Annotated in this window: 15 protein-coding genes, 3 pseudogenes, 1 riboswitch and 1 other annotated feature; of the genes and pseudogenes, 4 read left to right on the top strand and 14 right to left on the bottom strand. The window is 35.1% G+C overall.

From position 1 onward, the window contains the following. Positions 1 to 36 precede the first annotated feature (36 nt). The 9 genes from JCM9157_RS05125 to JCM9157_RS05085 form a co-directional block, all read right to left on the bottom strand. The gene (locus JCM9157_RS05125; protein WP_035662814.1) at positions 37 to 756 is read right to left on the bottom strand and encodes an OmpA family protein; all 720 of its coding nucleotides are present in this window, start codon (positions 754 to 756) and stop codon (positions 37 to 39) included. After that, positions 740 to 2638, bottom strand: coding sequence for a MotA/TolQ/ExbB proton channel family protein (locus JCM9157_RS05120; protein WP_035662813.1), 1899 nt, complete (start codon positions 2636 to 2638; stop codon positions 740 to 742). The genes JCM9157_RS05125 and JCM9157_RS05120 overlap by 17 nt, the downstream gene beginning before the upstream one ends. Before the next feature lie 16 nt (positions 2639 to 2654). Beyond that, positions 2655 to 4088 (bottom strand): NYN domain-containing protein, encoded by a 1434-nt coding sequence (locus JCM9157_RS05115; protein ID WP_035662812.1) that lies wholly within the window; start codon positions 4086 to 4088, stop codon positions 2655 to 2657. A gap of 56 nt (positions 4089 to 4144) precedes the next feature. Then, positions 4145 to 5446 (bottom strand): hypothetical protein, encoded by a 1302-nt coding sequence (locus JCM9157_RS05110; RefSeq protein WP_035662811.1) that lies wholly within the window; start codon positions 5444 to 5446, stop codon positions 4145 to 4147. Continuing rightward, complete coding sequence (locus JCM9157_RS05105) at positions 5443 to 6993, bottom strand: hypothetical protein (protein ID WP_035662810.1); 1551 nt, start codon at positions 6991 to 6993, stop codon at positions 5443 to 5445. Before JCM9157_RS05105 ends, JCM9157_RS05110 begins: the two co-directional genes overlap by 4 nt. A gap of 287 nt (positions 6994 to 7280) precedes the next feature. Beyond that, positions 7281 to 7613 carry a hypothetical protein gene (locus tag JCM9157_RS05100; RefSeq protein ID WP_035662809.1) on the bottom strand — a complete coding sequence of 111 codons (333 nt, stop codon included), beginning with the start codon at positions 7611 to 7613 and terminating at the stop codon, positions 7281 to 7283. Between the two features lie 62 nt (positions 7614 to 7675). Beyond that, positions 7676 to 9181: a hypothetical protein gene (locus tag JCM9157_RS05095; protein WP_035662808.1), complete on the bottom strand. Its 1506-nt coding sequence runs from the start codon at positions 9179 to 9181 to the stop codon at positions 7676 to 7678. Between the two features lies 1 nt (position 9182). Next, positions 9183 to 10028: a hypothetical protein gene (locus JCM9157_RS05090; RefSeq protein ID WP_035662807.1), complete on the bottom strand. Its 846-nt coding sequence runs from the start codon at positions 10026 to 10028 to the stop codon at positions 9183 to 9185. A gap of 122 nt (positions 10029 to 10150) precedes the next feature. Further along, a riboswitch (cyclic di-GMP riboswitch) is annotated at positions 10151 to 10237 on the bottom strand. Between the two features lie 437 nt (positions 10238 to 10674). Continuing rightward, the gene (locus tag JCM9157_RS05085; protein ID WP_035662805.1) at positions 10675 to 11184 is read right to left on the bottom strand and encodes a hypothetical protein; all 510 of its coding nucleotides are present in this window, start codon (positions 11182 to 11184) and stop codon (positions 10675 to 10677) included. A 338-nt stretch (positions 11185 to 11522) separates the two neighbouring features. Here JCM9157_RS05085 and JCM9157_RS05080 point away from each other — a divergent pair, with 338 nt between their 5' ends. The 3 genes and pseudogenes from JCM9157_RS05080 (at position 11523) to JCM9157_RS26190 (ending at position 15240) form a co-directional block, all read left to right on the top strand. Next, positions 11523 to 13121, top strand: coding sequence for a glutathione ABC transporter substrate-binding protein (locus tag JCM9157_RS05080; protein ID WP_035662803.1), 1599 nt, complete (start codon positions 11523 to 11525; stop codon positions 13119 to 13121). A 455-nt stretch (positions 13122 to 13576) separates the two neighbouring features. Next, entirely contained in the window at positions 13577 to 14131 is a 555-nt protein-coding gene (locus JCM9157_RS05075; RefSeq protein WP_035662801.1) for a hypothetical protein, read from the top strand. A gap of 171 nt (positions 14132 to 14302) precedes the next feature. After that, positions 14303 to 15240: pseudogene (locus tag JCM9157_RS26190) on the top strand (YndJ family transporter). A 293-nt stretch (positions 15241 to 15533) separates the two neighbouring features. Here the strand turns inward: JCM9157_RS26190 and JCM9157_RS05065 are convergent. The 3 genes from JCM9157_RS05065 to JCM9157_RS05055 are packed head-to-tail and all read right to left on the bottom strand — an operon-like array spanning position 15534 to position 17164. After that, positions 15534 to 16145, bottom strand: coding sequence for an FMN-binding negative transcriptional regulator (locus JCM9157_RS05065; RefSeq protein WP_035662799.1), 612 nt, complete (start codon positions 16143 to 16145; stop codon positions 15534 to 15536). Between the two features lie 23 nt (positions 16146 to 16168). Further along, positions 16169 to 16687 carry a spermidine/spermine N(1)-acetyltransferase gene (gene paiA, locus JCM9157_RS05060; protein WP_035662797.1) on the bottom strand — a complete coding sequence of 173 codons (519 nt, stop codon included), beginning with the start codon at positions 16685 to 16687 and terminating at the stop codon, positions 16169 to 16171. A 24-nt stretch (positions 16688 to 16711) separates the two neighbouring features. Further along, complete coding sequence (locus tag JCM9157_RS05055; protein ID WP_034748300.1) at positions 16712 to 17164, bottom strand: MarR family winged helix-turn-helix transcriptional regulator; 453 nt, start codon at positions 17162 to 17164, stop codon at positions 16712 to 16714. Between the two features lie 123 nt (positions 17165 to 17287). Here JCM9157_RS05055 and JCM9157_RS05050 point away from each other — a divergent pair. After that, positions 17288 to 17624: pseudogene (locus JCM9157_RS05050) on the top strand (DUF6198 family protein); the annotation flags it as partial. Positions 17625 to 17838: 214 nt separating this feature from the next. Here JCM9157_RS05050 and tyrS read toward each other — a convergent pair. Next, a pseudogene (gene tyrS / locus JCM9157_RS05045) lies at positions 17839 to 19124 on the bottom strand (tyrosine--tRNA ligase). Between the two features lie 35 nt (positions 19125 to 19159). Then, positions 19160 to 19371: a binding site (T-box leader), on the bottom strand. A 20-nt stretch (positions 19372 to 19391) separates the two neighbouring features. Beyond that, complete coding sequence (locus tag JCM9157_RS05035) at positions 19392 to 19835, bottom strand: MarR family transcriptional regulator (RefSeq protein ID WP_081734051.1); 444 nt, start codon at positions 19833 to 19835, stop codon at positions 19392 to 19394. Between the last annotated feature and the right edge of the window lie 396 nt (positions 19836 to 20231).

Genomic DNA, 20231 nt, shown 5'->3' with positions numbered 1-20231 from the left:
TGCCCCATGGCTTCTTTCTTTCTTACTCCTGCAACATCAATTTGTTTCTTTTAAATCTCTTATAACCTCTTCAATATTCTCAGCGTTTTTCAAGCGGAATTTAAACTCGACCCTTCTTGAGTTTTCCCTATCAACTGTTTTTCCATCTTCCAAATACCTCAACTGACTTTTTGACCGTCCATTTGCGGTAATATTGTTTTTAACGAGGTCTTTATGTGGATAATCACCGAATTCATCACTTAGAATATATTGTACAACGCTAAAAGCTCGTCGTTGAGATAGCTCTAAATTATTCATAAAAGAACCAACATCATCTGTATGGCCTTCTACAACGATCTCAGCAATATGCTCACCATATTGCCCGTACAAGACTGAAAAATATGCTGGAATAAATACTTCTAGATCATCCTTAAACACTTGGCGGATCCGATCTTTTCCTGTTTCAAATAACAAGTCATTTTGGAACTTAATCGCTCCCGTTTCTTTGTCAATTTCAATCTTTAAATCTGTTTCAGCAAATTCTTTCTCGAGGTCTTCAATAATATCAGCGTGAATTCCAATAAAGTAATTAATCACTTCTTCTTGTGCATCAATTGTTTTTTCCTTTTCGGCAAGTACATCCTCTCGATTTAAAATTATCGCAATAAGAAACAGCAACACTACGAGTAAAATTGTTGAGAGAACGTCTGTAAAGGAAGGCCAAAAGTCATTATCATCTGAACCGTTATTTAAAAGGCGTCTATACTTTTGATTCATACATCTCATCCTGTACTGTTTTTTCAACTTTGCTGCTCAATTGAGTATTTAGCTTTTTGATACTCCCGTCTAACTCTAAGATCGTTTTATCTAATGACCTAATGGAGATATCATTTGCCCCTAGATGGGAATCATATAGATTAATCATGGTTGACATCTGTTCTTTAATAATTCGATTCGTAACATCTACATAAGTCTTAAATTGTTTAATACTGTCTTTTACACCTTCTCCTAGATTATCATCAAGTTTTTCAAGAAGGCGTTTTAATTCCTTATTAGATAAATCAGAGAATTGTTTTAATGATTGCTGTAATTCTTCCGATTGTTTTTTAAATAATTCTGTTCCGTCCGTGACAATGTTCTCTGTGTGCTCTATTAATTTCTTCACTTCATGTACGACATCCGTATTGTTCCGGTCAAATGATTTAAACAAATCGACCGTCTCTGTAAATGATCCTTGCACTTCTTGATTTTGCATAAGCATTTGAGAGAGGTATTCACTAAATTCACCATGCTGTTGTTTCTGGGCTGTTGTTTGTCCTTCAATGTGCTGGACGATTTGAAGATAAAAATCTTGATACTGTTTCTGTAATGTATCTACACTTTGGAAGTAGTGGACCATATCTTTTATTTGGTGATGCATGTTTTGTACATTTTCTGTGAATGTTTCCGTTAGTGTCCCTAAATGTTCAAACGAACTATTTTCAAGAATTTCCTTCATCGTAACCGTAGCCTGTTCAACATTTGTGATTAAACTTGTGTTTTTCTCTTCTAGCATTCTTTGTGAGTTTAGTAAGTTTTCTTGATGCTTTAAACTATCAATAAAAAAGCTAGACATTTCTTCAAAGGCATCCAGTTGTTTCTCCGAATGCACGGTAAAGTATTCTTCAATGTCTTTACCAACATGCGTGATTGACTGACTCGCACTAACAATGGCTAGCTGACTTTCTACTTGAATGGCTGTTTGATCATGCATATATTGAGCCATTTGTTTAGACGTTTGCTGCATCAGGTCAACAGAGTATGTCTGAATTTCATCTTGTTTTTTAAAGAATGTTAACACTTGTGAAAAATTTGTATTTAACTGTTCCATATGGTTGTTGTAACTCTCTGTGAATTGATCCATATTCACAAAGACTTTTTCCAGTCTTTGCGTATTTTCAGAAAATACAACATTAAACTCATTCATATTCTTTGTTGCCTTTTCAAAACTCTCTGAGAAATCTTGAATATCCACAAATGATTGATTCATTTCTTGAATAGCTACTTTAACCTCTCCCATTGCATCAACTAACTTGTGATCAAGGGTACGACTCTCTTTTAAGCTTAGATCATTTTCAATTTTTAACATAAGTTGAATCAATTGTTGCTCTGAATTCTTCGTTTTTGTCCAAATATTAATCACGATTGATCCGAGAATACCAGCAATACTCGTATAAAACGCTGTATGCACACCATCCAATACATTCGTGATTGATTCTCCCATTTGCTCTGAGTTAATTCCGCTTAACGCAATAACTAAGCCAATGAATGTTCCTAATACCCCAACTAAAATGGAAAGCGAGATGGTCATTTGAATTAATTTCAACTTTTGAACAACATTTATCTTCGTCTTAGGTATTTTATATTCAGCCATAAATTCTTCGATAAATGATTGAATATTAATTTTGTTATCCGTTTGTTTGCTTTTCATGAGATACTTGCTTTCAATTTCTCTTACAAGCTCATTACTACTTGGGTCTAGTGTCATATCCTTGTTTTGCTTTTTAATAAATTCATAGATTTTTATGTTTTGAATCACAGCCACACTTCCAATGGTACACAATAAAAGAATGGTTATTAGTATAACTGGGTTAAGAATGATTGATTGAATAAAGTCCACTTTTTAACGTCCTTCCTTAAATGCTAATACACTCTGCATATTCATGGATAAATTTATGATTAAATTCTGTCTGTATTTTGTTTGAGGTGTCATCTTCATGGATTGAAATAACTGAAACTTTTTTACCTTCTTGCTCGTATTTCTTTAGAACATCAACAAAATGCGCATCTCCGGACAAAAGCAGGATGTGATCTAAATAATCAAGACGTTCCTCCATTTTTTTAATTAACATTTTGTCATCTACATCTATTTCTTCTCCATTGATAATACTCTTTGCTTTCGGTGTTCCATTGATTGTTTCATGTACTTTAAAAGAAAATTCCAACTCCAGTGTTTCTCTCAGCTCCTGTTGCTGCCCTTGAACTTTGATTGTTTTTCTTTCATCCTCATAAACAGGTAAAAACAAAACTGCGTGCTTATTCTCCTCTTTTATTCTGCCTTTTGCCTCTAGTCCAAACACAGAAAGAAATAGTGAATGAAAATCAATCTTCATTGTTTGCAACCCTGTATATATATTCGCGACATCAAGAAAAACCCCAAATCTTGCGGGTTTCCCACTTACCTCTTCACCTTTTAGAAAACTTGCAATCTCTTGAAAATCATAAAATTCAATCTCAGTCTCAGATTTAATGCGTAGAAGTAGTTTGTTTAGCAAACTATTATGATTCGTAAAAAGAGAGTTATCTGTTTCGACATTCGAACTGTAATCATAGAAAGTCCATAACAACTTCGAAAAAGCACGTAAATTTGTTTCTGTGATCTTGGTGAGAGAAAAATTAGGCCGAATATTTACTAGATCATAACTGATAAAAGCGGCTATTGTTCCATTCTGATTGTAAAGAAAAGAATCAAAATTTAGATCTTCTATGGAAACCGTCATCTTATTTTTTGTGAGAGAAGAAAAGAAAACAACTAATTGAATGATCCATTTAGGATTTTTCATCATTTGCTCAATATGCTCATTGTTTAAAGAAATATCCTTGTTCCAATACTCAAAGATAGGGATTTCACTATATTGATGTCTGCTCACGTTTTTTAGCTTTTGATCTAGTGAATCCACATGATTGGTAAGAGTTTGATCTTGATAGTAGGAAAGTTCAAATGGACTGCTGGCGTTAATACTTTGTAAATGATCAAGGTTCTTTTTTATGGATTGAGATACATGACTTAGATCAGAGAAATGTATATTATGAAAATCAGATAAATGGATAATACTTGTTTCTGGAATAACATGCCCCTCACGTTCATATTGTTCGACTATGTCATTAAGAGATTCAAACTTATAATTCGGCTCTAAAACTATATCCGTGTCTCCTCCACATTTTTTAAAAACAGAGCAATGTGATTGGTAAGAGTAAAAAAGTTGGTTGGAAATAGACGATGATCTATCCTTCTTTTCATTTAAAGACGGGAGGATGATGATAGGTCTGTCAAATGTTGTTAAGTTCATAATTCACCTTCTTCTTTTTATTTCAACTACCACAGCTTGGAATGATATTTACCGGTTCACCCCAACCCCATCTTCTTCAACTTCTTAACAAGAGCCTCTAAAGACTCATTCACCTTTCTCAAAGCTTTCTGGTATTTGGAAGGATGAATTCCTGTATTCGAAATTTGCGCAAGTGTTTCACAGTAAGCTTCTTGATGCGCCATGTTTTCGATACCTGCTTTTAATGTGGATAACTCGCTTCGCTTATTTTTCAGGTACGCTTGTTCATCTTGATATATTGCTTCAAAGTTACCAACTAGTTCTCCTGGTGCATTTGTTAGGAGAAGTTGCTGTTTAGTTGTTAACCATTGCTGATTTCTTCTCTCCAGTTTTGCAGGAATTTCTGTGATTACTTCGTCAATTAGTTGATTTAGATCTTTCCTGAATCGGATGACTTCTTCCTTTGCTGCCATATTTTTGATTAGTCCTGCGACCTTACCGCCTTGAGCTACACCAACAAAAGCACCAGCTCCACTCATGACAATTACGCCTGCTGGTCCAAATAATAAACCACCCGCAATCGCACCAGAGTATTGTCCTACATAGCCTCCGACTGATCGTGTTACCGTATCTGTTACGATATTTGAAATGGTATGCTTAATATCACTCTCTTTTTTAACAAGACCTTTTACATTCACAACTGTACTTACAAGTGCCGTAATAAGTGGGATCTCGAAGTCCTGTAGTTCTTGTCCTAGAATCATATGTTCTTTTGTCAATTGAACAATTTCCTGATGATGGATATTTTCTGCAATGTAGACACTTGAATTCCCTTCAAAATGATGAGCTAAATCAGCGTTTATATACACAGGAATATCCGGGTACTTGGATAAATGGTCATAGATCCCGCTCGGATCACTTAGATTTTTGACTTGAAATCGTTCACCATCTACGAGAATGTCCCATCCTGGTTCGTTTGATGCGGTCGGAAAACTAACCTCGTGCCCTTTTGCAGTTAACTCCATTGCCAACATTTTCTCCGCCACATATCCTTGCATTTGTGAGATATCTCCAACTGAATTTGGGTCAATCCCTTTTGAAAACTCTGAAAAAGCAAAGATCGAGTCAATCTGATCGCTCCGTGCAAAATCGATTGCCTCAACGACATGTGGATCAATTCGAATGTAATCATATAAAAAATCTCCAACACTAATCCCCCCAACTACTAGTGTTGTGTTACGCTCTTTATCTGATCCAAATAAAAAAGCTGAGATTCGCTCTTTTTTTGTTGATGTGCCTTCAATTGATTGTTCTAATGCTTCTTTATACTTTTTTTCCTCCCATAACTGGTAGAAGCGGTTGTTTTTTATATACCTCATTCGATCACATCCCTCAAAGGTAATTTTTCAATCCCAAAATACTTTTTCTCTATCTGAATCATTTTGTTTTGATTCATTTGCTGTTTCTCTTTTATCTGTTTGCTTTGTTTGTCTAGTTTATTAATAGCTTCGGTAATTTCTTTTACTTTACTTTCCAACTTTTCTATCTTTTCTTTATTCCTGTTAATCTTGACCTGTTCTTCCTCAAAAACAGGTAGCTTCCTTGCTATGATTCTCTCTGCCACTATTTCACTTTGATTGTTACGTTTTTTAAACCTATCTTGGAGACTGATCTGTTGGCTAGTATTCACCCAACTTTCTTTCATTTTTGCAAGGAAACCCGTGGCGCCTACTTCCTTTCTCGATAATTGGTTTATTTCGACTTTTAGTTTTCGTAATTCTGTTAAAGCACGAATTAATTCAGGATCAGTACTCGTAGTTTGAATCTCATTGTATTTGAGATATTCAGCTATCTCAGTAACTGACCGATTCACTTCCTGCTGTAACAAAGCTATCTCCGTTATCAGTTTTCTCCGTTCCTCTTTTTGCACTGTGAGATTTATCTGTACATTGGTCAGTTCTGTTGTAAACTGATGATTGAGATGTGTATAACTAATATAAGTCTGGTAAGTTTCTGTCCAAGCTCGTTGAATTGGGTCATATGACGGTTTTATTTGGTCGCCTTTCGACAAATGCCCTAATAGTAATTGCATAAGAGAAAGGGGGACCATCATTTTATCTAGTTTGTTTTTTTGAGATTTCAAATAAAAACCAGATGCTACGATCATTCCAGCGACAAATAGTGGTGCAGCAAGGACAGCAATAACAGAAGACATCGTTGTGTAAGCAGCAAAGGGTAACGTAATACCAAATAAGCCAGCGCTGCTTGCTAGTAAAGAAGACGCCCCCATATAGAAAGAAAAGCCCATTGTATTAACAATTGAAGAAAAAAGAACACTCGCTCCACCTGTCGCTAGAACTTTATTCATCACTTTCTTAGAGAAATCTTCGATGCCTAGCTCTTCTCGGATTTTATCTTGCTGATCTTTAGGTAATTGGTCTATAAAAGATTGAACATTTTCTAGAAATTTCTCCTTTTGCTCTTCTGATGCTTTTTCAAGTTTTTTATCAACCACTTCGAACATTCTAGCAAGCTGGTATTGTATTAACTCATCAAAAGAAGTGCCTTCAAATTTCTTATCAATTTTTTTGTATTCCACTAAAGTCCGCTTCAACACTTGCTCACCAAACTCAGTTAGCCCTTTAGTTGTGTTCCAATAATTCATGTTGATCTTAAGTTTCTCGGCTAGTACAAGTAAAATTTCCATTCTTAATTTGTCATCTGGCATAGTAACCTTGTCTACTTCCCCTTTCAGGTAAAGGTCGTATCGGTCAGTTTCTTCTTTTTTTAACCATTTTTCCGATGTCTGTAGTAAATTGGAAGACATCATCTTCAACATTGACGTCTTTGTTAAAGCTACATAGCAATACCGTAAGCTTTGTGAATCAGCTGTCATTATTGCATCTATTAATGTTTTCCCGTTCATGCTAGGTCTTTCTCCTTTATTAATTGGGTCATTTGTTAGAGAGAGTTTAATTGTTAGATATATAATTAATTATTTGAGAATTATAGCACCACTAATTGCTTAATTAGGAAAAGATCTACATTAGCCTAAATAAATAGAAGCAGAGAAGCTTATATAACCTTCCTGCTTCATGTAGTAAAGATCATATTAAACAGTAAATAATTTTCTAGTAGCTATATATACTGAAAAACTTATATTATGTTAAAACCAACCTAAATCATTTTTATTGGTAGATATATTATGATTTCTCACCGTTTTCTCCCCATATCACCATGACCAGAATAATAAACACCTTTCATTCGTCCATCTGTATTATGGTTATAATTTGTTCGGAATCTTTCATCATCAAGCCTCATTCTCCTTTTGACTTCTCTATCCAAAGAGTGACGATAGTCAAGTTCAGCCTCTACAACTTCTGATTTAAAACTTGATAATTGCTTTTTTATATTGCTTAACTTCCTTCTTAAGTTAGGAGATTGAATATTTTGTAGAGTCTGATCTAGTGATTGAAGGATCAATTGTAGGTCATTTAATGTCTTATCAATATTCTTCCTATCATTATTTTCTAATCTAGTTCCCATATTTTTCAATCTCCTTTTTTCTCCTATTTTACTTTTGGTAGCCAGCACTGTTCCAGTTATCCTTAATTCAGAAAGAGATCATCTACATCTTCTAGAGATTGTAAAATTTTATCGTCTGCAACCCCATATTCAATGGCAAGCTTCTTACTATAATCAAACCTAAACATTGCGTTACATTCAAAATTAAAGGCCATTTCTGTAATGGTTCCTAGTCTTTCGTACTCTTCTAGAATGGCTTTTACAATCTTTTGGTGTTCGTAGGATATTTTATTTAAGGCTTCGTCATATATTTCTTGTAGTTTAGCGGTGACTTCTTTTTCGCTTTCCGATAAATGCTCTTTCGTTAGATTCATTAATGCACTTGTTGCAAAGCTACCAATTAACGTACCTGCGATTGGAATTGGGATTAATGCTTGGCCAACAGCAGCACCTAAAGCAACCATTCCTGACTCTAAGCAGACAATTTGTCCTTGTGCAACGAATTCGTTTAAATCTATTTTTCCAGCTTTATAGTCGAGGGCTAATTGAGAAACTCCGAAACTGGCAGAAACAAAAGCACTTGCCATCGGGGCTCCCATGCTCGTGAAATTTGTTAAACCATAAATGGAAAAACCGGTTACCCCACCCTTCGCACTTCCTTTTGCGAAGTTGATCCCTAAATCTTTCCAATCTTGTTCACTGTACTGAGAGATGCTTTTGCCTGCTTTATGATTTTTATAGATAAACATGGCGATGTTTAAGCTACCACCAATTGCAGCCCCGATTAATCCTGCCTTCAATCCTTCTGACATACTAGGTTTACCATCTTGTTGTGCCTGCTCTCTTTCTTTATCTGCCTTTTTACTAATCTCTTCTTTATTTTCGTTATTCATCTTATTAATATCATCTTCATGATTATTAACCGTATCCTGAGCTTTCCCTTGTTGTACGTCTCCATAATCTGAGATAGAAGGTTTGACAACTTCTAAGAATGATTTACCAGATTGCTTTTCAATCTCTTGTACTTTTTCAAGTATCTTATTAATTGTTCTTTCATTTAGGTCTGCCGGTGGGTTTCCATCTAAAATTTGCTGAATAACCCGATGTGTATCTTTAGGAATTTGATAATACGAACCATCTCTTCCAAATTCAGCGTACTTGTCCATATGTTTTAAAACATGGTCTAAGTTATTATTAATTCCATTAATAAATTTTGATTGAACGTTCACACCATCTATTATGTAATCTTCAGGAGCCGTTCTGCCTACCTGATCAAATGTAGCAGAAGCAGCTTTCCCGTTTATAAGATTTTTTGCATTACGGATATGAACTTCTATTTGTTCAGCAATCTCACCATGTTTAGTTAGATCACTGCCTAAAATATTTTCTGGCTTCCCTAAGAAGTCTTTAACCTTATCTAATTGAGCTAAAGCTTCCAATAGACTTTGGTCTTGATGACTAAGTTTTACACTTTCATCATTTAGAATCCTTGTTAGTTCCTTTTCTAACTGTTGTATTCTCGTTTGATTCAATAAGTCAACAGTTGAACCGATCACCTGATCTTTTGCGTATTGAAAATGAGAAGTCACCTTATTTTCCTACCTTCTTATTGATCAGTTTAGATAAGGACAACGTATTGTTAACCAAACTTCCTATTTCTTGTTTTTGTTCTACAGTGAAATCACCGTAATCACTTGGCCCCGTTTCGGTAAGTAAAGCCAATTGTTGTTCAATATTAGCTAAATGTAAGGTATTCAGTTCAATTAATTCGTGAATTTCAATGTTAGCAGCATCCAAAATCGCTATTTGTTTCTGAACTTCTATCGATTCATTTTGAGCTTGAACTGCAAGATCTTTATTTTTCTTGTTTGCAAATAATGCTCCCCCTACTAAAGCACTTCCCCCTATCGCCCAACCAACTGGGCCTGCCAAAGCTAGAAGCGCTTTTCCAGCGACCATTCCACCGCCACCTGCAGCCAGAGCTCCTCCCCCTAGCCAAGCAAGGGCTGCTTTTGTTGCCGCAGCTCCTGATAGAGCAGAAATTGCCGTACCTGTTGAGGCTGTTCCAAAAGTCGTTGCTACTGCTAAAGCAGCCGTTGGTCCAAATGCAGCAACACCTGCACCCATCGCTACTCCAGCTCCTGCAATACCACCACTAATTTGATTGGCTTTTTTCTCGTCATACTCAATATCTAATATGGCTTGGAATTTTTCCATATAGATCTTCACTTCAGCGAACGTGATATCAAATTCTTTTGGTTTATTAGCCAAAGTATTAACATAGTTTTCAATCTCTTTAATGGAATTGGAAGAATCATTTCGTATGTCTAGTAATTCAATTGAATTTGTTTGAACAATCTCTCCCAGTTCTGAATACTGGTTATTTAATTTTTTTAACGTTTCAAGAGAGTTTTTCTTTAATTTTGAATTTAACATTTAATAGTTGAGTAAGTAATTATAATTACTTAGTCATCCCCCTTTTCTTGTAAGCTGTGTACTTATTCCCTATAAAAAAGACCATCCCTAACGTGTTAAGGATAGCCAAATAAAAACTACAAATTGGCAACCCGACTATCGTTGTCCTACAGGACTTTAGACTCGTAGCTTTGCGTCTTTACCTTTCGATAAATTTGCTATTTTCAATCGTCATATTAAATTAGGTCTTTGGTTCACAATACTTTTATACCATATGAACGATAGAGGAGTTGTCGTTTTTTGTCGTATTATTTTAATTTCTAAAAAAAATCCTGTTACTTGTCAAAGAGTAACAGGGCTTCTGTCTCTTATTATGGGAAGGAAGCAACAGGAAGGTTCAGTGACAGTGAATTAATTAATTCTCTTTCGGAAAGAGAAACTTTAAACAGATACTCATTTTTCTTAGTTGCACTTTGTGGAATGCTTTCTATTAAGTCATTCAAAGCGAGGTTAAACTGCGTTTCATACTCAAATACTTGATTCAGATACTCAATAGCATCTGTATGTTTATTTACTTGCTTTATCCCTAACTTTTATAACTTTTTACCTAGTAATTACTTTGTAATTAACTTTCCAATCCACTTAAATATGTCATATTATTACAAGGTTAAAGAGTCGTTCCTTTCACCCATGCGGCAATATAATTCCAATCTTTCACTGATCCATCTTCATTGAGGATACCTAAAAACACTCCATCTCCTTTACCAACCTGCCAAATAGCCTGAGCACTATTTGTTTTTTCAGAGATCCCCTCTTTTATGATGTAATCAAAGAAGACTTCCTTACCCACACCAATATTCTCCGCCACAAATGCGACTAAGTATATATCTAAACAACTAGCTCCGAACTCTGCTGGATGACCGTTTAATATATGGCGTCTTATGATTTGAATTTGTTCTGACTCGGTTGATTCTAAGAGCAGACCTTTAATTTTATCTACCTGGTAGGCCTGGTAACTTCTCTTTTCCCATTGTTTAAGTTGAGTATAATCACCGTTCACTGAAGTAAGTTTGCTAAGCATATTTTTTAGATTGCATACTGTAGGAATTATATTCGTATGTATACCTCTTCCTCTAATTGTGGAAGGAAGAATGATAGAATGTAAAGAACTGTTCATGTTTTTGTTCACTCCTAATAGTTCATATTTAATTTAGTACTATCCTAACTTACTAGCATCTGTTATTTTTATACCTTTATTACTATTATACTAATTATTGTTAAATTTTGTCGATAAATTAATAAAAAGCCCTACTTCCTGTCAGGCTCGGAAGTAGGGCTTTTGGATCTCAAATGTGAAATTATGTGTTGAACCTTACACTTTAATGTACAAAGGAAGCAAAAGACCGCTCCTACTCTTCCAATGTCAATTCAAATAAATTGACAACCAGTTTCGAATTATATACTATAATCCCTATCTGTTTTTACTAATTTAAAAGAAAGCTTAGGAGGATTTACATGAAACACCTATCATCAAAGTATTTGGCTGTTATTTTATTAGTCGCAATGAGTCTAGTAATAGCAGCTTGTAGCAATGACTCTACTCCAGAATTGATAACAGAAGAACCAACTTCTCAAACGACAGCTGAAGATGTTCAGATCGGTGTCGCTTCTGATCCAGTCTCTCTTGATCCACATGGAGCAAACGAAGCAGTTGCTAATACCATTAATGCCGCAATTTATGATGGACTTGTGTATCTTGATTCAAATTCTAACATTCAACTAAGATTAGCTGAAAATTTGGAACAAATTGAAGATACTGTTTGGGAAGCTAAAATTCGTGAAGGTGTTTACTTTCATGACGGGTCTGAATTAAATGCAGAGGCTGTTAAATTAAGCCTTGATCGAGTGCGTGATCCTGAAGTTGCTTCTCCTGTTGCCTTTTTATTTGGAATGGTTACAGAGGTACGCGTAGTAGATGAATATACTGTGCATATCGAGACAGAATTTCCATTTGCACCTCTTCCTTCTCATTTAGCTCACACCGCAGGAAGTATTATTAGTCCGACTTTGATTGAACAATCTTATGAAGACTTAGCTAATGGCGGCAATCCTTTTGCGGCAGTTAACGAACACCCATCCGGAACTGGTTCTTTCAAATTTGAAAGCCAAGACCCAGGAAACTCTGTTTCTCTTTCTAACAATGAAGAGTATTGGGGTGAAGATGCAGCTAACGTAGATAAGCTAACATTTAGAGTCATACCTGAGAGTGCAACTCGAATTGCCGAACTTGAGACCGGAGGCATTGACATTAACTTAACGGTGTTCCCGAGCGACATCACTCGACTTGAAAGCAATACTGAAACAAAGGTTCAACAAATTAATAGTGCACGACTTGCTTATCTTGGTTTTAATACAGAAGTTGAGCCGTTTGATGATGTGAATGTTCGCCGAGCTATCCACATGGCGATTGATAAAGATGCTCTTGTACAAGGAATAATTGATGGTGCTGGAATTCCAGCTCATGGTCCAATTTCTCCACGCATTAACGGTTATAGCGACAACATTAATTCCATTGAATATGATCTTGAAGAAGCCAAATCACTCCTTGCCGAAGCTGGTTATGCTGATGGTTTTGATGTCACTTTATTAACGGATGATAACCGTGAACGTCAAGATTTAGCTGTTGCTTTGCAAGCTCAATTAAGTGAACTAGGAATTACTGTAAGTATAGATACATATGAGTATGGAACTTACCTTGAACGAGCTGGTTTAGGTCAATCTGAGATATTCCTTGGAAGCTGGGGAACTGTTACACTTGACGCTGACTATGGTTTGTATCCGGTCTTTCACTCTGACAATGTTGGAGCACCAGGAAATCGCTCTCGTATTGTCAACGCTGAGTTAGATGAACTTCTTGAAGCTGCGCGTCAAGAAAGTGACTATAAAACTCGTGTTAATTTATACGAAGAAGTACAAAATAAATTAGCAGATGAATCTCCTTATGCATACCTTTACTTCCCAGATAACCTCTCTAGTGTCCGTTCAGAAGTAGAAGACTTCTGGCAATATCCTAGTGGTTACTTCTATGTACGTGATGTTCGTATGAATAAATAGATCAGGAAACCTGTAGCTTTCTTCTAAGCTACAGGTTTCTGTTTTAGAAAGTACTAAAAGCCTTTATCTCTTTTTATTCCCTTTATTGTTATCACCGCTAACAGGCTCTTTGCCGTGTAATTCTGGTGCGTTTTGATTACGGCTGCCGCCTTTATTATATTTTTTGGTCATCTTTCACATCTCCTTTCTTCATTCTTTCTTCAGTTTATCCCTTTTTTTAAAATCATATGTTTTTACCTGTAAATTTCAATTTTTGATCCGTTCAGGCTCAAGGAGAACAGCTCCTAAAACAGTTTGTTCCACGAACGCTACGTGCTCTCCGCGAAATGCAAAACGCATTGATTAGGTTGTGATCAGCGATGCCGTGCGTTGAGACCCTTTTTGACATTTTTAAATTATATAGATAAATGATAAGCCTCAGAATTGGGCAATTTAGAATTAGGAGGTATGAAAAAATGATTGCTTATTTTGGTACTATGAATAAAGTGGAAGATTTCACTAGTGAAGTAAAGACCCAAAACGTCGATAACGTTATAGGTACAATTGGATATTGGCTTACATCTGATATTCATTCGGCTAAGCCTTATGCGATCGGAACGGAGACAGTTTATCAAAAGTCAGAAACGGAATTTTGGGAAGATGGAAAACCTAAAGTGATCCAAGTTGATAAGCCGGTAACTGGCTTTATTTACAAAATATTTATAGATGAACCAAACCTTAAAGTTTATGATTCTAATACCAACGATTCTTATGATTTGTTTATGAATGATCGTGACAAATATTGCGAATATATTCATGCAAGAAAAAGAGATTTCACCTGGAAAGATAATGCTACCCTTTTAAATATGGAGGAAGCCAATGAAAAATTTCGTACAAGCCTTATTCAGCATGGGTATGAAGGCTTTATTATACAAAATTACAAACTGCAACATGGTGTTACTGACTTGTATTGTCTTTTTTCAATAAATTCTCCGCTCATTTCAGATATTATACCTGTAGAAAATTTGTAGTATGAAACAGTTCCTACTCGATCACTAACGTTCATTACCAGGTTTGTATTACCGTTCTTTCCTGACGTTCCGAATTTGCTATAATAGAACTGAATAGTTATTTTATACTATCAATAACTATTAAGAGTCTACTAATTAACAAGTTCATGAAACTGAAAGGAATCTACTAATATGAAACATCCATTTTTTCCGACTATTATTGGCGGAATCATTAGTTTTATCATCTTTACATTTGATTATTTCCAATTCAGTCTGATAGAGAAGTTTTTGATGTTTGCGTTTTTTGTGATCTTATCACTTGTTATTTTGCTGATTGACGACAAGGATCAAACTAAGTCTCAAAAGAAGGTTTACTCCATCATAAGAGTTCTGCATTTCCCTGCAGCACTTCTTTCTTTAGCTTCCCTTATGACCAGTAAAACGTGGGAAGTAGGAAATAGTGCTATTTCAGGCGCTTTATCTCTTGCGTGGCTTCTTTTTACGTTCTTACTTGCTTTATACGGATTGGTTCTAATATTAGAGAAAAAAAGAAAGATAGAGGAAATTGCAATAGGGGCAGGTTGATTTATTTTTTTATTGGGGGGATTTGGTATACCTTTTATCAATTTCAAGTCACCTTTCTACAAGTTGATCCTTCAGTAAGTGCTTTAAGCTCCGTTCATTTTCACTTTTCATCTGCTATTGTTCCTATTTTCATTGGAATGCTAGGACGAATCATGGTCAAAAAAAGCTGGTATAGCTGGTTAGTTGTTATTGACATCATTGGCCCGATTTTGATTGCCGTTGGAATTGTTCTTTCTAAACCACTGGAGATAATTGGTGTAAGTATCTTCGCCTGTAATATTGTCATTTATAGTACCTATCTCCTTTTGAAAATTAAAAACAGCACTAAGAAAAACAGTGGAAATTCATTCTTAATCCTTTCGTCGCTTGCTTTTTACAGTATTATTGTTCTTTCAATTTACTATCCGGTAGCGAAAAGATACTTTTCCGTAACCATTATGGATATGGTTCCTATTTATGGATCACTGCATGCGTTTGGTTTTGTCTTATTTGGATTGATAGGATGGATCTTAATGACTAACTATCTCAATAAAGGAGTTAATTGAATGAGTATATCTATTAATTAACAGGACAATTAGTACTTCCATTTATCATCACTCCCCCTTTTCTGCTTGCCTTATAAATTATAGACTATAAGCAAAACTCCATATGGACCGTATATGTGTTCAAAAAAAAGGGACCTCCATTTTCTGAGGTCTGCTTTTCGGAGTTTTTCTAACAATAGCGCCTGGTTGTAGAATATCTTCTCTATTGAATAGTATGGTTGTACTGTGCAGCAAATAGCTTTGTATTGTTAGTTGTTCTTCTTCAATATAATCTCACCGTTCACATTAAACAATCACTTTTTTAGATTTGCCTTCATTAATGAAGAAATCTGTTGCTCATCCGTGTTTGAAAATTGTTCTAGTTGATTAATAACTAGCTCTTGTCGCTGTAATGAATGATTTTGACTCAACTTAGCTTTTCCTTCTATCTTGTTGATTTTAATTTTAAAACCTTGTATCCCTTTTTTCATTCCAGAGAGAAACCCAGCATCTACATCTTGTAATCTATATGAACTGTCAGGATCTTCATATTTCAATACCATTTCATGTAAGGATTCCTTTAATTCAATTTCATCCTTTAACAACTCGACTTCTCCATAAACATGAACAGTCACGTAATTCCATGTTGGTACTGCTTGATTCGTCTCATACCAAGATGGGGAGATATAACAGTGAGGTCCATGGAAAACAGCTAGAACAGTTTGGTTTTCGATATCTTTCCACTGAGGATTAGGACGAGCAAAGTGTCCATATAAATATGTATTTTCCTTGTTTAAAATTAACGGCAAATGAGTGGCAAATGGCGCTTTATTATGCCCAGAAAAAAGAATCGCAAAACTGTGTTCTTTCATAATTTCGTAATGCATTGCTTCATCTGTATTTTTGAATTGTTTTGGTATATACATAATCATCCACCTTTCAATAATAGTTAAAGGAGTGTTTTCATCATGATAAAATCCGTTTGTTTTTCATCACCCATATAAAAGGCATGAGCTGCAGTTTGCACAAACCCCATTTTCTTATAAAAAGCAATAGCATTTTCATTTTTTTCCCATACACCTAGCCAGATTTTCTTTTTATTTCGTTCCCTCGCTATTTCCATAGCATGATTTAGCATATATTTACCAAGGCCATGTTTTTGAAATTGGTTTTTTATATAAATCCTCTCAATTTCTAGAGTTTCATCACCCATCTCTTCAGACTGAGCATCATTGATATTGACCTTTAAATATCCAGCTACTTCATTACGAACATAAACAAAGAAGAATTCTGATGAGATATTGGACAATTCCTTATCCAATTGGATTAAGTTAAATGCTTTTTCCAAATAGGCTTTCATATTTTCAGGTGAATTCTGGTCTTTAAATGTGTCATTGAATGTTTCAATACTTATTTTTTGGAGAATTTTTAAATCTTCACGGTTGCACTTTTTTATTTTTACAGTCATGTACTACTCACGCTCCTTAATCAATTAATAATTTCGCTTGTTTCCCCTTTTTACATATTCCCAGTCCTTTTCTACATTTTTTCTTACCTTTTGAAGAAGATAGAAAAGGCTATCTGCTTCTCTTTCGGAAAATCCCTCTAATGCGACACTATTTGAATAATCATTCTCTCTTTTTATAAAAGGATAAATCGTTTTCCCCTTATCAGTAGGATAGAGTTTTCTTATTTTTTGGTTATGGGGATCATCTCTTTTTTCAATAAAGCCATGAATTTCAAGTTTCTTTATCGCACGAGCTGCTGTTGTTCGGTCTACTTTAATCATTTCTGCTAACTTTTCTTGAATGATTCCTGCGTTTTCACATATTCGCACAAGGTACAAATACTGTCCTTTTGTCAGGTCATATTCTTTAAATTCGATATTACTTATAGAGTCCAATGCCCTAGCTATCATTCCTATTTCACGAAGTATTTCAGTCATTATGACCCTCCCCAGTGTAAGTTTTGTTGTAATTGCAATAAAAGTAACATATATTTAATTTAACGTAACTTTGTTGTATTCGCAACAAAAAAACTATAAAAAAAGAGGGCGAGTACAGTGAAAATGAGATATGTTTTTTATATATTAGGAATCTTAATATTAACCCTTGGTATTTCTTTAACGATACTAGCAGACCTTGGAATTCACCTTTCGTTGCACTATTGGTAGGACTGTCGAAAAATGTGGGGCTAACTGTAGGAAGCTGGGAAATCATAATTGCTATCATTTTAATATGTTGCAATTCACTTATAAGTCGGAAAAGACCAGAAGTTTTGGGGCTGATAACTCATTTATAATGGGTATAGGTATTGATTTTTGGCTTTTTGTATTACAATATTGGAATGCACCTGAACTCTTATATAGCAAATTTGTGTTTTTTGGAGTCGGCTTAGTTGAAACCATTCAATATAGGATAGCTGCTGCACAGTTTCTAGTCTAATACGAAAAAAGACCACCCTAAAAGTAGTGATCACCTTGCAAGATCATTTAAATACAAGTAGTTTTGTACTGCGGAGTAAAAATCATGTAATAAATGACAGCTCTTGTTTTAAAGTTGTTTGGTTGAATGGAAAAATTAAAAGGTGCAACTCAAAGTTACACCTTTTAAGAATATATTACATTTTTATCTTTACAAACTTCCGTTTCCCAACTTGTACAACTAACCCTTCGGTAATAGGAACTCGTAGCCTTGTATCTTCAACCTTTTCTCCGTTTATTTTTACTCCATTGTTCTCAATCATTCTGCGCGCTTCACTTTTCGAACCCAATAACTTTAGATCTACTAGAAAATCTAGAATTGGTACTTCCAGATTCCCTTTCCATTCAACTACTGGTATCTCATCAGGCATTGTCCCTTTTTGAAAAACTGAAATAAATTGTTGCTCTGCTTTTTCTGCTGCTTCTGTTCCATGGTACATTCTAACGATTGTTTTCCCTAAAAGCATTTTTGCATCTCTAGGATGTAGCTCGCCTGAATCTAGATCAGCTTTTAGTTTTGCTACTTGTTCAGGCGAGAAGTCTGTAATTAATTCGAAGTATTTATTCATTAATTCATCCGGAATCGACATCGCTTTCCCGTACATTTCTTGCGGACTCTCATCAATGCCGATGTAGTTTTTCTTTGATTTTGACATTTTTTCAACGCCATCAAGTCCCTCCAACAACGGCATCAGCATTGCTACTTGCTTTTCTTTTCCAAACTTCTCTTGGAAATGTCTTCCCATTAAAATATTAAAGTGTTGATCGGTTCCCCCAGTTCAATATCACAATCTAATACAACTGAATCGTAACCTTGCATTAATGGGTAGAAAAATTCATGGAGTGATATAGGCTTTCCAAGAGCTATTCTTTCTTCAAAATCGTCTCTTTCCATTAACCTTGCTACCGTTATTTTTCCTGCTAATTGAATGACATCTTCAAAGTTTAATTGTGATAGCCACTTCGAATTGTAATGAAGTTCAATTTTTTCCATATCCATCACTTTTCCAAATTGCTCGAAGTAAGTTCTTGCATTATGCTTTACTTCCTCATCTGTTAAAGGTTTTCTCGCTACCGACTTACCTGTTGGGTCGCCAATCTTACCTGTGAAATCCCCTATAAGCAATTGAATTATATGTCCGTTCTCTTGAAACTGTCTCATTTTCTTTAATACGACTGTATGCCCAAGATGAACATCTGGAGCAGATGGGTCTAATCCCAATTTAATTTTAAGTGGTCTGTTTTCCAGAATAGACTTTGCAACCTTTAACTTTAATTCCTCAGTAGGGATAATTTCTTGTACACCTTGTGTGTATATTGTCATTTGTCTTTTGACTTCGGCTAATTGTTCTGCATTCAGTTGTTCCAACACGTTTTTCACGTTTTTCACGTTTTTCACGTTTTTCACGTTTTTCACCTTCATAACCTCCTAATAATAAGTAAAACCATATTCTTTTCTAAAGGGACGTGATTTCCACGCGGTTCCACCCTTTTTGAAGAATATGGTCTTCCACTCAACGAATAACGGCTCGTCCGTCTTTGTATTAATAAATAAATACAAGGAAGCTCTAGGAATGTAATTCAGATTACCTTTGTATCGATTCACAGCAACCATCGACTCTCTTGAACAGGGAGGTAATTCCTACTGGTTTTCCTATCATCACTTTTTTTGCTATTTATCATTTTCTTACTAAAATTGATTTTCTTTTATTACTCGCCTTAATAATTCAGAAACGTCTTTTTGTTCATTAACCGATAAGCTAGAGACAATCTCTACTTCTCCTTTGTGAAATTGCGGATATAGCTCTTCCATTACCTTTTTTCCATTATCCGTCAATGTTACATAAGTGATTCTTCTGTCCCTTGTATCTGTTCTTCTAAACACAAAGTCTTTCTTTTCTAACGTCTTTGTAATATTACTTATTGTAGCTTTTGAAACAGCAGTCAACTCTGCTAACTTCTTCGTTTCGACTGATTTCCAAATCCATAAATCATATAAGATTGAAAATGAAGTCCACGAAAGCCCATGTTTCGATAGAACTTCTCTTTCCATTTTGTTTCTCAATCCTTGTGCGACTCGATAGATGTTCGTAACAACAGAAACTGCATCTAAATTAAGTGAATCCAACGGCATTTTTGACAATTGATTAATCGTATCTTTCTCTTCTTGGAGAAGTTCTCCATCTTTATTAAAGGAATAAACACTAACCACCGCCTTTTAAAACAATTTTCATAATCGTTAGCTATGAAACGATATTACCAAAAAAGATAAATAGATGCAACTAGGTAAATAATGCTAAACTCTATTATAGTTTTCTTTTTCCGCTAACTCATCTTAATTTTCTTTTATAAAGTAACCACAAATTGAAGATAATTGCTGCACAGTATCCGTCAAATACGACAAAGAGACCACCACTACTTTAAAACGTGGTCGTCTCTCGTAATTTGATACTATTATTTATAAAAAGAATCTAAAACAACTTTCCAAAGGAAAAGGTGCCCCCATCATGTATCACTTTGTTAACAGTTT

It is taken from the genome of Halalkalibacter akibai JCM 9157 (assembly GCF_000513135.1).
Taxonomy (GTDB): domain Bacteria; phylum Bacillota; class Bacilli; order Bacillales; family Bacillaceae_D; genus Halalkalibacter; species Halalkalibacter akibai.
The sequence above is the reverse complement of the archived record's forward strand: the minus strand, read 5'-3'. Positions and strand labels throughout refer to the sequence as shown.